Annotated in this window: 17 protein-coding genes; 4 read left to right on the plus strand and 13 right to left on the minus strand. The window is 50.3% G+C overall.

Annotated features, from left to right (window positions below; translation table 11 throughout):
• Positions 1–18 precede the first annotated feature (18 nt).
• A complete protein-coding gene (gene rpsF, locus IQ268_RS00615; protein WP_193874472.1) occupies positions 19–345 on the minus strand; it encodes a 30S ribosomal protein S6 in 327 nt (108 codons plus the stop codon).
• Positions 346–499: 154 nt separating this feature from the next.
• Here rpsF and IQ268_RS00620 point away from each other — a divergent pair, with 154 nt between their 5' ends.
• The gene (locus tag IQ268_RS00620; RefSeq protein ID WP_193874476.1) at positions 500–1,306 is read left to right on the plus strand and encodes a fumarylacetoacetate hydrolase family protein; all 807 of its coding nucleotides are present in this window, start codon (positions 500–502) and stop codon (positions 1,304–1,306) included.
• Between the two features lie 81 nt (positions 1,307–1,387).
• Here IQ268_RS00620 and IQ268_RS00625 read toward each other — a convergent pair whose 3' ends face one another.
• Positions 1,388–1,864, minus strand: coding sequence for a Tic20 family protein (locus tag IQ268_RS00625; protein ID WP_193874478.1), 477 nt, complete (start codon positions 1,862–1,864; stop codon positions 1,388–1,390).
• A 161-nt stretch (positions 1,865–2,025) separates the two neighbouring features.
• Positions 2,026–2,223 carry a hypothetical protein gene (locus IQ268_RS00630; RefSeq protein ID WP_193874480.1) on the minus strand — a complete coding sequence of 66 codons (198 nt, stop codon included), beginning with the start codon at positions 2,221–2,223 and terminating at the stop codon, positions 2,026–2,028.
• Between the two features lie 316 nt (positions 2,224–2,539).
• Between IQ268_RS00630 and glyA the strand changes: the two genes are divergently transcribed.
• Both glyA and IQ268_RS00640 read left to right on the plus strand, forming a co-directional pair.
• On the plus strand, positions 2,540–3,823 hold the full coding sequence (gene glyA, locus IQ268_RS00635; RefSeq protein ID WP_193874482.1) for a serine hydroxymethyltransferase: 1,284 nt from the start codon (positions 2,540–2,542) through the stop codon (positions 3,821–3,823).
• Between the two features lie 193 nt (positions 3,824–4,016).
• On the plus strand, positions 4,017–4,454 hold the full coding sequence (locus tag IQ268_RS00640; RefSeq protein WP_193874484.1) for a hypothetical protein: 438 nt from the start codon (positions 4,017–4,019) through the stop codon (positions 4,452–4,454).
• Positions 4,455–4,811: 357 nt separating this feature from the next.
• Here the strand turns inward: IQ268_RS00640 and larE are convergent, their stop codons facing one another.
• The 9 genes from larE to IQ268_RS00685 all read right to left on the minus strand — a co-directional run bounded on the left by larE (position 4,812) and on the right by IQ268_RS00685 (position 11,026).
• Positions 4,812–5,636: an ATP-dependent sacrificial sulfur transferase LarE gene (gene larE / locus IQ268_RS00645; protein ID WP_193874830.1), complete on the minus strand. Its 825-nt coding sequence runs from the start codon at positions 5,634–5,636 to the stop codon at positions 4,812–4,814.
• Positions 5,637–5,744: 108 nt separating this feature from the next.
• Positions 5,745–6,203, minus strand: coding sequence for a type II 3-dehydroquinate dehydratase (gene aroQ / locus IQ268_RS00650; protein WP_193874486.1), 459 nt, complete (start codon positions 6,201–6,203; stop codon positions 5,745–5,747).
• A 7-nt stretch (positions 6,204–6,210) separates the two neighbouring features.
• On the minus strand, positions 6,211–6,351 hold the full coding sequence (locus tag IQ268_RS00655; protein WP_193874488.1) for a hypothetical protein: 141 nt from the start codon (positions 6,349–6,351) through the stop codon (positions 6,211–6,213).
• Positions 6,352–6,558: 207 nt separating this feature from the next.
• Positions 6,559–7,533 carry a malate dehydrogenase gene (gene mdh / locus IQ268_RS00660; RefSeq protein WP_193874490.1) on the minus strand — a complete coding sequence of 325 codons (975 nt, stop codon included), beginning with the start codon at positions 7,531–7,533 and terminating at the stop codon, positions 6,559–6,561.
• 8 nt (positions 7,534–7,541) lie between these two features.
• A complete protein-coding gene (locus IQ268_RS00665; RefSeq protein WP_193874492.1) occupies positions 7,542–7,760 on the minus strand; it encodes an NAD(P)H-quinone oxidoreductase subunit O in 219 nt (72 codons plus the stop codon).
• A 177-nt stretch (positions 7,761–7,937) separates the two neighbouring features.
• On the minus strand, positions 7,938–8,801 hold the full coding sequence (locus IQ268_RS00670; protein WP_193874494.1) for a DNA-formamidopyrimidine glycosylase: 864 nt from the start codon (positions 8,799–8,801) through the stop codon (positions 7,938–7,940).
• A 27-nt stretch (positions 8,802–8,828) separates the two neighbouring features.
• Positions 8,829–9,200, minus strand: a complete 372-nt coding sequence (locus tag IQ268_RS33295; protein WP_193874496.1) for a photosystem I reaction center subunit IV — start codon at positions 9,198–9,200, stop codon at positions 8,829–8,831.
• A gap of 182 nt (positions 9,201–9,382) precedes the next feature.
• Entirely contained in the window at positions 9,383–10,000 is a 618-nt protein-coding gene (locus IQ268_RS00680; protein WP_193874498.1) for a DUF6391 domain-containing protein, read from the minus strand.
• A gap of 237 nt (positions 10,001–10,237) precedes the next feature.
• Complete coding sequence (locus IQ268_RS00685; RefSeq protein ID WP_193874500.1) at positions 10,238–11,026, minus strand: hypothetical protein; 789 nt, start codon at positions 11,024–11,026, stop codon at positions 10,238–10,240.
• A 324-nt stretch (positions 11,027–11,350) separates the two neighbouring features.
• Here IQ268_RS00685 and IQ268_RS00690 point away from each other — a divergent pair, with 324 nt between their 5' ends.
• Positions 11,351–11,893: a hypothetical protein gene (locus IQ268_RS00690; protein WP_228034963.1), complete on the plus strand. Its 543-nt coding sequence runs from the start codon at positions 11,351–11,353 to the stop codon at positions 11,891–11,893.
• A gap of 169 nt (positions 11,894–12,062) precedes the next feature.
• Here IQ268_RS00690 and IQ268_RS00695 read toward each other — a convergent pair whose 3' ends face one another.
• Positions 12,063–12,836: an SDR family oxidoreductase gene (locus tag IQ268_RS00695; protein ID WP_193874502.1), complete on the minus strand. Its 774-nt coding sequence runs from the start codon at positions 12,834–12,836 to the stop codon at positions 12,063–12,065.
• Between the last annotated feature and the right edge of the window lie 781 nt (positions 12,837–13,617).

Here is a 13,617-nt window from a genome sequence, read left to right on the forward strand (position 1 = left end):
GCATCAGCCATTGGCAGATTAGGCTTCGACTACCGCTTCCTCTGCTTGCATTTTAGGCACGTCTTGCTTAACTGTGAGATAGCGAATCACATCTTCGCTCAAACGCATCGCCCGCTCTAAAACAGCAACAGCAGCAGCACCATTGGTGTAGTTCATTTGAACATAAATTCCTTCGCGATGCTTCTTAATTTCGTAAGCCAGCCTGCGTCTACCGCGATGCTGCGTGTCGATATCTTGTGCGCCATGCTCTTGCAAGATATTTTGGTATTTCTCGATCGCCTGATCGGTTAGTTCGTCACCCAAATCAGCACGAAGGATATACATGGTCTCGTAAATAAAATTCACAGTAGTTCTCTCCTTATGGACGTCAGTCCTCTATTGTCAACCGCTTCAATCCGAAGAAAATGAGAACAGTCTGACGACTGAGGCATCTTCTGGCAGAAATCTAGACTTAGAGGCAAGGAATTACAATCATATACCAGGTTAAACTGAATCTACTATGGCGCAACGCTACGTCCGAGTTGAAACTACGACAGGGCAGCTTCACTATGGCTTGCTGCACCTGGATCGACGAGTGCAGGTTTTAGATGCTCCCCCCTGGTTGAAAGGGCAGCTAACCAATTTAGAGCTACCGTCTGACAGCTATCGATTGCTGGCTCCATGCGCTCCTTCAAAGATTGTGGCGGTTGGTAAAAACTATGCGAAGCATGCGGCTGAAATGGGAGGCGATGTCCCCAAGGAACCGTTGCTGTTTATCAAGCCTTCCACTAGTGTGATTGCAGCAGAAACAGAAATCCACTACCCGCCGCAATCTCAGCGCATCGACTATGAGGGCGAATTGGCTCTGGTCATCGGTGACCATTGTGTTGACTGCACTCCTGAACAAGCCCAAACAAAAATTTGGGGATACACGATCGCCAACGATGTCACAGCACGCGATTTACAGAAACGGGATGGACAATGGACACGGGCCAAGGGATTCGACACGTTTTGCCCGTTAGGCCCGTGGATTGTGCGGGAGCTGAGTCCGGGAGCACGACTGCAAACATTCATCAACCACGAGGCGCATCCAACTCAATCGGCAACGATTGACGAGATGATATTTTCGCCAGACCTGCTGGTGTCGTTTATTAGTCAGGCGATGACACTGTTACCAGGGGACGTGGTACTGACAGGAACACCAGACGGAATAGGGCCGCTTCAGGTGGGCGATCGCGTTCGCATTGAAATCGAGGGCATTGGCTCGCTCGAAAACTCAGTGGTACTCAGGCAACCCCTGGAAGAAGCGATTCCCGAACATCTGTAGCCCTATCTAGCTGGGATCAGGATTTTGATTGCGGGTTCACGGTTACAGATCCCCCTTTCCAAGCCCGTCTTCCGTTCCGGTCTAGCGAACCTGCATATGTACTGCGTCTGACAGCGTTGGAATTTCAGCATAGCGACCCAGAATTGACTGCACCACCGAATAAACGACTGCGGCGATCGCACCCAGGAAGATCACGTTGTATAGCGTTTCTACAATTAACCCTCCACCCAACGCAGACCCAAGCAAACCCAGAATCAGGTTGCACAAAATTAGCAGAATATCGAGCAAGATTGCCTGCATCGCGTTGAAACGAATGAAACGGTTGATACTCTCGTTTCTAACCACCAGCAAGAATAGAGCAAAGAAGACGATCAGCCCAACAAAAGGAATGCTGTTGTAGAGTGCAACAATCGGCAGTATAGGGAGAAAAACAACGCCGAATTGAGGAAACTGATTAAAGAGAAACACGCCAAACGCTAGGGCATCGATTAGAGGCAGCAAATACGGGAGACAAGCAAATGTTCGATCTAAAGGAGTAATGGAGCCTCGCCAAGTCATTAGTATTTCTCCGAATCAAAATGTTATGTCGTTGAATGTCCTGCTAAGCCCAGAATAACGTACTCATCCAGAAGGACATTGCATCCAACGTTTAAAGAAGACTTTTTATGAAGTTATGAAGCCAGGGGTTTAACGAGCTGAATGCCTGAGGCTGTGGTCATTCATTCGATATTGGCGATTCTAAACCCCATTTGACACTCAAACTGCTCTGGCAAGTTTTCGGCTGAGCTGTGGAGCACCCGACCGCAGCGAAGTTGCCCGCCGCGCCAGCGAGGCTGGCCGCTTTGGTCGGCCATCAAGCAGCTTTGACAGACATGCTGCGGTGAAAGAAGCTGGTTGTCCATCAGGATGACTAACATAAAAACACCTCGTGGCGAGCCCGCGATCCTGCTAGACCTATTCTATGTCAACCGTTTTGAGCGATCGCTTAACCAACACATAGTGTAACGGGTCAATCTATGCTTGAAAGTATCCATTGCATCAGTCCGATTCGCGACAGCGCGAACCAGAGTTATGATCAGTAATCCATGCCTATAGTAAAAAATTGGTGCTGTAGGTTAACCGCCATAGACAAACCATAGAGAAATCGATTTTCTATAGGTGAATGGGTCAATGGGTAGGGTGAGTGATTCACCAGCGTCTGCGCTTAATTGTTGATAGTTATTGGGGGTTGTTGTGACTAAACAAAATCTAGATTTTCTGGCGAACACCGATCCTGTCGTAGCAGACCTCCTCCAGCAGGAATTAAAGCGGCAGCAGGATCACTTAGAACTTATCGCCAGCGAGAACTTTACCTCATCGTCTGTGTTAGCCGCTCAAGGCTCGGTTCTCACGAACAAGTATGCTGAGGGGTTGCCTGGGAAGCGATATTACGGGGGCTGCGAGGTCATCGACCGAGTTGAGCAGTTGGCGATCGATCGAGCCAAACAGCTATTTGGTGCCGCCCATGCTAACGTACAGCCCCATTCTGGCGCTCAAGCCAATTTTGCCGTTTTTCTATCCCTGTTAGAGCCAGGTGACACCATCATGGGTATGGATTTGTCCCACGGCGGACACCTGACCCACGGTTCTCCGGTGAATGTATCTGGCAAATGGTTCAAGGTTTCCCATTACGGAGTCAACCCTGAAACCGAACAAATTGACTTTGCTCAGGTGCGAGAGTTGGCGCGGCAGCATCGACCAAAGCTCATGATTTGTGGCTATTCTGCCTACCCTAGAGTGATTGATTTTGAGCAGTTTCGGGCGATCGCCGACGAAGTTGGGGCGTATCTGTTGGCAGACATTGCACATATTGCTGGCCTGGTTGCCACTGGGCATCATCCCAACCCCATCCCCTACTGTGATGTGGTGACGACCACCACCCATAAAACGTTGCGGGGGCCCCGCGGTGGTCTTATTCTTACCCGCGATGCTGAGTTAGGTAAGAAGCTAGACAAGGGAGTATTTCCGGGCACCCAGGGCGGCCCGCTAGAGCATGTCATTGCAGCAAAAGCCGTGGCCTTTGGTGAAGCGCTACAACCCGATTTCAAAACGTATTCGGGTCAAGTTATAGAGAACGCTCAGGCTATGGCAGCTCAACTACAAAAGCGGGGTCTTAAGCTGGTTTCCAACGGCACAGATAACCATCTGATGCTCGTAGACTTACGCTCCATTAGCATGACTGGCAAGCGCGCCGACCAGCTCGTGAGCGGGGTCAACATTACGGCAAATAAGAACACGGTTCCCTTTGACCCAGAATCGCCGTTTGTAACCAGCGGATTGCGGCTCGGCTCGCCTGCAATGACCACACGCGGCATGGGAATACCGGAGTTCACCGAAATAGCCAACATTATTGCCGATCGCCTGCTGCATCCAGAAGATGACACCGTGGCGCAAGAGTGCCGCAAGAGAGTGGCGGCGTTGTGCGATCGCTTCCCCCTATACCCTCATTTAACCACTCCAGTTCCAGTGCTGGCTTAGGCGACCTCGCTTAGTCAACCGTCAGTCTAATTTACTGCTCATCGCTACTTGCAGAGTCTATCTCCAAGCGGTGAGTTTTTTTTGGCGATCGCTCAGAAATTGAACGGACGGCTATCAGGGTCAGCCATAAACCTTTCTTTAAGAAAAACTACGTAATATAAAGGAGTGTAAACCAAAAGGAATCAAGCAATTCATGGTCGGATTCATTCGGGGTTTTCTTAGATCCAAATCTCAGAAGCAAGACGAAACAACGCCAGATGCTAAGGAGCCTGCTGCTAAACTTCAGAAGAAAGCGGCAGCCTTCTTTTTGGAGCCAGATGATGCCAAAACCTTTGGCGACATTGAATACATGCGGACAACAAAATCCATCAGGCGCACCTTTCCAAAGCTTGGCAACAGTAGCGAAGCCTTTGAAACCATCAGCCAGGTTTCGGCTTTGCAGGATGGTAACGGCAATCTATCAGAACAGTTGCCAGTAATTATTGAATCGGTTGAGCCCGACTTAAAAGCCGATTTGTCGCCGTCTGGTTCGGCTCAACAGCAAGAGCAGCAAAAACGCCCTGAGACGCGACGGGCAGACAGCAGTATGGACATGTTCCGCAGCATGGCAAAAGAGATCAGGAAGCGTTAACTCTTCCCATCTCTATAATCTGGTCATGTCAGGGGTAGAGCATTGGTCTGGAAGGTGCCCTATCTCACAACCAATGCTTCACTCCCTGAGTCAATCGGTGCGATCGCACCCAGCTTCCCCCGGTAGGCTCCGGCAAACATCCACACACCATTGGTTAAGTTGAACAAAAGTACGACCAGTGACGGGGCAGGAATAGCAGGCTCACTCGCGCCTCAGCAGACTAGAGTAGCTGATTTAGGATCATGAATTGATCAGGATACGAGTGTTTGGATAAAAATATGGCAGTGCCATATCCCACCGGTGTCTTACAGTTGACAGGTATCTAATTCACAATTCTTGGAATGTGACGGTCAGCAATCAAGAATGGATAGCTGTAGGAATCGGCAACACCTGGTTTAACTTGCCGCTACGATATCCCTCTAAATCCAAAGAAACGTACAGAAAACCATAGGATTGCAGGGCTGTAACCAGGGTTGGTAAATCGGTCGTCTGCACAAACTCTTTGATTTGTTCAGAGGGTAGCTCAATCCGTGCAGTATCACCCTCGGAACGAACACGAAGGTTCTTTAGTCCCAGGCTGCGAAGATACCGTTCGGCTCGGCCTACTCGTTGAAGTTTGCCGACGGTAATTTCTTCCCCATACGGGAATCGGGAACTTAAGCAGGGCTGGGCTGGTTTGTCCCACCAGGGCAACCCTAAATGTCTGGATAACTCACGCACTTCTGCTTTTGTCACCCCGACTTCAGCTAGAGGAGAACGGGCACCACGCTCTTTTGCAGCTTGAATACCGGGTCGATAATCATGCAAATCGTCTGCATTCACTCCATCTACAACATAGGGGTAACCTCGCTGCAGGGCGAGGGGTTTTAGCGTGTCGTGCAGTTCACTTTTGCAGAAGTAGCAACGGTTAACCGGATTCGACGTGTAATTGGGATTGTCCATTTCATGGGTTTGCACGACCTCATGGGCTATTTCAATCTCCGCAGCCTGGATGCGAGCATCCTCCAAATCTTCGGGCAGGAGGGACGGAGAGTCTGCCGTGACAGCCAGTGCCCGATCGCCCAACACATCGTACGCTACTTTCGCCACCAGGGTGCTATCGATACCGCCAGAATAGGCAATCAATGCCCGATCCATCTCAGTAAAGAGGTGTTTTAACTGCTCCAACTTCTCTATCACCATATCCATAGCCACCATCCAGCATGTGTCTGCTTCAACCATAACAAAAAGCCCGAAATCTAATGATTTCAGGCTCAAGCTTTTCCAACGCAAGCAGTTTTTGACGGTGCACTATGGCTCTCTAAGGTAGTTAACCAGTGCGTTTAACCCAAGCCGATAGCTGTCAATGCCAAAACCACTAATCTGCCCAATGGCGACTGGTGCAATGAAGGAGTGATGTCTAAACGCTTCGCGCTTATAGATATTGCTGAGATGAACTTCGACGGTTGGCAGGTTAACGGCTGCGATCGCATCATGCAAAGCAATACTGGTGTGCGTATAGGCTCCAGCGTTAATTAAAACGCCTTCGTGCTGCCCTAACGCTGCATGGATTGCATCAACTAGAACGCCTTCGTGGTTAGACTGCAAACAAGAAACCTTGACTCTTAAGCTCTTTGCCTCTTGCTCTAGAGTGTGATCAATGTCTGCTAAAGACGCACGACCATAAATCCCAGGCTCTCTTTGACCCAGAAGATTAAGGTTCGGCCCGTGCAGGATCAGAACACTAATTAACGGCGATGATTCTGTCAACCTGCAACTACCGACGACGACGCTCAGGATCGTTAACGGGTACTGGAATTGGCTCTGGTTCAGCCTGCGGCTCTGGCCCTAATAGTGCATCTATTAACTTGCGAGTCCACTCTTTCAGCTTTTCCACTACCTTTTCGATGTAATCCATTAATCGGATAGCTCCTTCAATGCAACCAAAAAACGAGAGCCGATCGAGGCAAGCCCGACTCAGCCAAAGTAGCTATGTGATCTTATATGTATTGATCATAACCAATTGATAGAAATGATCAAGTGTCTTTGGGGGCTAATTAAAGATTCAGTGAATTCAATTCAGCGTCACCCGGTAGATTCCGCCATTTTATAGAGAATATTAAATTTAATCTGCTGGCAGTTGCACCATCGAGTTGGCCAATTCGATATTCCGTCGCACCGCATCTGCGGATTGATGTAACGCCCCCAGTTCTTCATCCGTCAAATCTAGCGACAGAACGCTTTCAACCCCCCCACAGCCCAACCGGGATGGCACGCCGATGAAGATATCATTCAGTTGATATTCGCCCTGAAGGTACGCCGCGATCGGCAACCAGCGGGTCTGATTCAACAAGATAGTCTTAACCATGAGATAGGTGGATGAGGCAGGCGCATAAAAAGCCCCGCCCGTTTGCATCAACTCAACAATTTCGGCTCCACCATTACGCGTCCGATCAACCAGTCGGGCGATCGTTTCAGCATCCATCAATTCTGTAATCGGAATACCGCTAACCGTAGAATAGCGGGGCAGAGGCACCATCAAGTCTCCGTGGCTACCCAGCACCATTGCTTTAACGTCTGCCGTTGATACGCCCAACTCCATTGCAATGAAGGTTTGGAAGCGAGACGAGTCTAAAATACCGGCCATCCCCATGACGCGTTGGGCAGGGAAGCCACTAACCTTCCAGGTCAAATAGGTCATAACATCTAACGGGTTCGTCACCACGATTAGAATGGCTTCTGGCGAATGGGCGGCAGCTTGCTTGGCTGCATCTGCCACAATTTTGGCATTCATCTTCAGCAGGTCATCACGGGTCATACCCGGTTTACGGGGCAACCCCGCCGTGATCACCACGATGTCAGAATCAGCGGTATCTGCATAGTTGTTGGTGCCAATAATGTGGCGATCGTGCCCTTCGATCCCTCTGGCTTCCATCAAGTCAAGCGCCAACCCCTGAGGGCGACCAGTCACCACATCCAGCAGCACCACGTCCGCTAAATTGTGCTCAACGATTCGCTGTGCTAGTGTTCCACCCACATTACCAGCACCGATGATAGTCACTCGGGTTGAACGACAAGCCGCCGATGAATCAGAAACCATGATTAAAACTATTTACCCACTTTGTCTAACTGATCTGCTCGCAGCCAAATATTAGGGGTCGGAACATGGCCAAATTTAACGAGCATGTAGTCGCCCTTGGAATCAACAATCTCGCCTGCCGTTTCAAAAATGTAAGGCGGAAAGCGCGTATCGCTGGCTTTGGCCTCTACGCTATTTTCCAATTTTTCCCGCACTACCTGTACCAAATCGCCTTTTTTGACTGCCATAACTGAATTGTACTGATGTAAATCGCACTTCTCTATTCAGCATTGTAAGGTTGTTGAGCTTTTACAACACTTCTTTTCGTGACCAGTTTTGCAGGCGTTCGAAATGTAGCCGTTCAACAGGCATAGCCACACCAGCAGGGTGTGGCTTCATTCAACTCAAACATTTGCCGTAGACACTCAGCCTGGTTGACATTGGGGGCAAAAGTGAGCCGATCGCCCTGCCAGTTTCAGTCGTTCGATTGGAGTCTTGCAGATTCGGCAGGGTTGTCCCTTACGGTTGTACACCCAGGCCACATCACCATAATTACCGTTAATGCCTTGAACATCGCGAAAGTCGCTAAACGTTGTGCCTCTGGCATCAATACTGCTTTGTAACACCTGAATAATGGCTGCGTGTAATCGTTCGATTTGCTCTGGGGTTAACGTTGCACAAAGCGCTTGAGGTTGAATATGGCTCAGAAATAACGCCTCATCTGCATAGATATTGCCAACCCCTGCCACCACGGTTTGATCCAACAGCGCATTCTTGATGGGGCGTTGCCGATGACAGAGTTTTTGCTTTAAATAATCTACCGAGAAGCTGGACGACAGCGGTTCTGCTCCAAGGCGACCCAGCCCCAACATAATAGATTCTGGTGAACAGGTAGGCGGCACCCACCACATTTGCCCGAACGTGCGCTGATCCACAAACCGCAACTCTCGCTGCTCAGGAAAGAACAGCCGCACCCGACAATGTTTTTGCAGCGGCTCATTGTGCTGCAACCAGAGCAACTGCCCTGTCATTCGCAGATGAACCCCCAACCAGCCAGCCGATTGCAGCGGATCGGCTCTGTCAGGCTTCGTGAGCTGTGCCAATAAATACTTGCCCCGACGATGCCACTGGAGAATGGTTGAACCCTTCAAGCCTGCTAGAAAGGCGATCGCAGAAACAGGGTGGGCGATCGTGCGTGTTAACAACACATCCCCACCCTGAATGGTTTGATTCAGGGTCACTTGATTGAGACCCCGTCGGACTGTTTCAACCTCAGGCAGTTCGGGCACAACTTAAGATTTGAAAGAAATTGAACCTTAGCGAGCCTCAGTTCCCTGGTTAGGATCGCCCTCAACACTAGGATTGTCAGTGCCTGGGGCTTCTGCTGCCGCTCCTTTTCTGGTTTCTGTGCCGCCACCCTGGCCGGTTCTACGAGTAGCCGGCTCAATCGTGGTCTGCTTGCCACCAGATGCTGCTGCCGTTCCTTTCTTCTTGGAAGGAGCTTCAACTTCGGCCACTTCCTCCAGGCTAAAGTTGTTGGTATTAACACCGGCGTAATTAACCTTGTCAAAACGCACAATCACTGGATACTTGATGCCGCTCTGGTCGATGGAAGCGACCTGCCCTACATCTTTGTACCAGTAGGACTCTTTACGGAGAATCCGAACTTTGGAACCGCGTTGAACCATGTGTGTTTTCCTTTTATGGTATCAATGAGAACAAGTTGTTCTGACAAAATAAAGAGTCTCAAGCAAGTAAATTAAAGAACCCTTGCTAGAGGAGTATCCATAACGGTTGTGATTTTCAGCGTACTACTCGACGGGGGCATCCGTCTGCCGTCTGCCTTTAAGTTTTATTGCTACGCAGGCCGCTATCCTGTCCACCGCACGCGAACGAAGTGAACGGGTCGTCCCCCATGATCGCCCGACGAGCGGATATCGGCGATCGCTAAATTAAACGGAATTGCAGTCGTTACATAGCGCTGCGCGATGCTGCCAAGATCAGGCGATACATGAACCGCAGCCGTGGCGGCTAACCCCAATCCTAAAAGCTGCTCGATCGGGCCTTTTGGTAACAGTAATGTGACCCCAACAGCCAGCCCTGCTGTCATCAACAGGCCAACCGATAAATTCGTGCCGCATCGGGGGTGAACTGCCAAATCCCACTCTCCATTGACCATTCGATGTAGTGCGAGATGCACCGCCTGGTGCAGATCGGCATCGCTAACCCTACCGTAGAGGTAAAAACCCTCCTCAGTAGACATCCCACTAATAGAGTCATACTCTTGAGACGAGGATTGCCGCGATGAAGCCATTTCACTCAACATCCAGACCGTTGCGTGTTCCAGCGCGTGTACCTGCCGCAACATAAGAATTTCTTTGAGTCCTGGAACAAACTGAAGCTGAGTAAGCAAATCAGCATCTTGAGTGGGTTGGGGCGCAAAATCAAATGGAAATGAACTAGCCTGAGCCGAACCAGTAGCAACCATCGCGGCACTCCTCTTGCAACAATATTGAGTGGTGGAGATGAGTTCACTCTAGCGAAGCTGTATCCAACATCGGCATCTTCACAATGATTCAAAACACTTTGTAGCCACCCCTAACGCGCCGAAGGTGTTGTAACCCCTTGCAGTTGCGCCCACTCAAACAACAGCACCGGACTAAATTAGCAGGTCGCTGCTCTAGTCCGGCGCTTTAAATTGGGTTTGTTGAACGGTTGACCTACTCTAGAGAGGCTGGAAAGCAACCGACTGAGGAACAGGAACGACAGCGGTAGGGCTATCGGTTGCAGGCTGTCCACCCTCACCCACAGCGGTTGAAACTTCAATTCCATTCTGTTCCAAAATGACGATGGGCACCGCTCCGCCATTCATCTCAATCCGTTTCACCAGAACCTGACCGTTAGAGAGGCGTTGCCCCACTCTGACATAGCGACTGCTTGGCTCATTGGGGGCATTGACAATGGCATGGAGCGTACTGCCAACTTGCACAACACCTGAAACTTGAACGGCTTTAGCCAGCGTGGGTTGCGGTGGCGCGGGAGGAAGTGCTGCAACGGCAGAGGGTGAGGTTTGTCCTGGAGCGGCTCCGCCGGGGGTCGTTGCTCCCGGAGAAGCGCCAGGAACACCGCCCACTCGAGGCAAGTTGGGTAAAACTGGAATCGTCTGAGCAGTCTGCGGTGGTGATTGCTGTGGCGAGGCCGTCTCTTCAACGGGGATTTGCACAGTTGGGGTGGTTTGAATTAACGCAAACGGATCAGGACGATTACTTTGGATCGCTCGGACTCGCTGGTTTGCATCGGTAGAACCAATTAAATCTGGAGGTAATACACCAGCCGGACTGGCCTGTGCTGTAACGGTTGGTTCAGAGAAGGGAGCTTGTGCCACGGGGGAAGGAGCTTCAACCGGCACTTCTTCAACGGTCGTTTCACTACCACCCCCAAAGGGAGAAGCGCCACATCCGCCTAAACCGAGAGCAAGTAGTCCAGCATAAACGATTAATGAAGATTGACGCATTCCCAGTCCCCCACCTATTTACCGCTATAGATTTGTCATTCTAAACCTAAGAATAGTGCAACTATGCCGAATTGATACCAGCAGACTTACTGAGTTTTAGCAATGTAGACGTACCCGACGATCGCAATCTATGTTTTTTGAGCCGCTGCAATGGTGGCTGTAAACTGTCGCCCTGATTTGGTTTCGAAGTAACGATAAGTAACGGTTTTTAGACTCACCGCAATCGCTTGCTTGAATGAAGGTGGATTTTTGGCAATTGGCAAGCTATTGTCTATTCAGTCATTTAGTTTACTGATGATACAGGCGTTGAGGAGTGCAGATTCTATGGAGAGAATTCAAGACTGGAAGCAGCGGGTCTGCCGTTGGGGGGCGATCGCGCTGGGTGGGATCGGGCTGAGCGCTGGCACGCTTCTGGCAACCGCCCCCATCGCTTCAGCGCAGGCCGCCTATGGTAGCTATGTTGGGATTGGAGCGGCTGTTGGGTTGAGCAGCGGGGCAGAGGGAGAGTCCAGCAGTACAGGTGGAGTTGTCGCGGTGCGATATAAACTGCTTGAAGTGCCTATTTCACTGCGAGCGCAACTGTTAATTGATGACACGATTGCGATCGTGCCAACCGTGTCTTACGACATTCCGCTAAATTGGCAAGCCGATGCTTATATTGGTGCCGGAGTCGCGTTTCAGGATGGGAACCAAAGCACCTCCCCAATTGGTAACCAAACCAGTTTTGTGATTCAACCAGGAATTGACTATACCGTTCCATACAGCAATTTGGTTCTGTTTGGGAATGCCATCATCGCATTTGATGCTTACCGCGAAGGGGGTGGCACAGCAACGTCACTTCAGGGTGGGGTGGGCTTGAGGTTTTGAAGAGATCGAGTTGCGGCAACAGCCGCGATAGTTTAGACCTGACCCAGGTTTAGCTAAAACCTGAACGCCAATTTCCATCTCTCCTCAAAGCAAAGCAGGCGGGCTTGTGGGGTTCATGATTCCACCCAGGCTCGCCTTTATGCTGCTAATTTGTGCTAGCGATCGCAAGTTAGTCTCGACGATGGACGAGGGTAGCGCTCGATTGATCGGTCGGAAATACCAAAACCTCACTAACGTTGACATGAGGAGGACGAGTTGCACAGAAAAAGACAACCTCCGCGATGTCATCCGGGGTGAGTGGCGTTAACCCTTGATAAACCGTTTGAGCACGCTCGGCATCACCGCGAAACCGCACCTCACTGAATTCTGTTTCGACCAATCCTGGATCAACTGAACTGACGCGCACAGGTGTTCCCAATAAATCCAGCTTCAACCCTTCTGACAGAGCGCGTACAGCCGCCTTTGTGGCGCAGTAAACGTTGCCGTTTGGATAAGTTTGGTGTCCGGCAACGGAACCAATGGTGATCACATGACCCCGACCCCGACGCACCATTCCTGGCACTACTAACCGGGACATATACAACACACCCTTGATGTTAGTGTCGATCATCTCTTCCCAGTCTTGAAAGCTGCCCTCGTACAGCTTGTCTAAACCGCGACTCAAGCCAGCGTTGTTCACCAGAATATCAACATCAGCCCAGGGGGAGGGGAGTCTGTTGAGAGTGGCTTCAACCTGAGAGCGATCGCGCACATCCAATTCAACCGTATGAACTTGACTGCCTGCCGTTTTCTGCAACTCAGCCGCCATCTGCTCTAACCGATCTAAGCGTCGGGCAGCCAGCAGCAGTTTTGCGCCACTCTGAGCAAAGAGCCTGGCGCACGCGGCACCAATGCCACTGCTTGCCCCCGTAATTAAAACAACCTGATCTTGGATTGAGACCATACCTTACACGTTCAACGCCCTTATTAGCTTAAAACATGCATTGTTCTCTTCAATCCAGTAGAACTGCGTCAGTGACGATTCCCCCCCGACCAAAAGCATGGTTTAGAAGTGCAGGCGCTAAGCTCTTCCAGGCAAGGGACTTTAAGCAGAAGTGGCGAGTACTCATCTCTAGAGATGATCTTTAAAGACTGAGGGGCAAACAGGCTGCATTTGCCACCCTTCAAACATCTAAGATAGAGAGGCGATCGAAGAACTGGGCAGCCAGTGTTTAAGACGGTTGCATTCGTCTCCAAATAGTGATGGAATAGACAAGTGCTAAGTTTAGCTCGCTGAGTGACGGGGGCGTGGCGGAATGGTAGACGCTGCGGACTTAGAAAACTGAGCCTTGACAGAGAAATCCGTCAAGTGGACGCTCTCAAATTCAGGGAAACCTAAATCTGGGGAGACATTTAGAACTAAGGTCAATCTTTGCTCTGAATGGCTCATTTAACTCCAACCCAGACATGGCAATCCTGAGCCAAGCCAAGAAACAGATTACGAGTCCTGAGTTAAATCCTCAAGTCAATTGTAAACTCGTAATTTCTTGGAAGGTGCAGAGACCCGACGGGAGCTACCCTAACGTTAAGCCGAGGGTAAAGGGAGGGTCCAATTCTCAAAACCTCAAGGTACTTGAGGCAACAGCGAAAGCTGTGGGAGGATGAAAATCCGTTGACCGTTAAAGGTCGTGAGGGTTCAAGTCCCTCTGCCCCCATATACCTATATGCATTACCTCTCAAGAAAC

Source organism: Oculatella sp. LEGE 06141 (genome assembly GCF_015207605.1).
In the GTDB taxonomy this organism is placed as follows: Bacteria; Cyanobacteriota; Cyanobacteriia; order Elainellales; family Elainellaceae; genus Oculatella.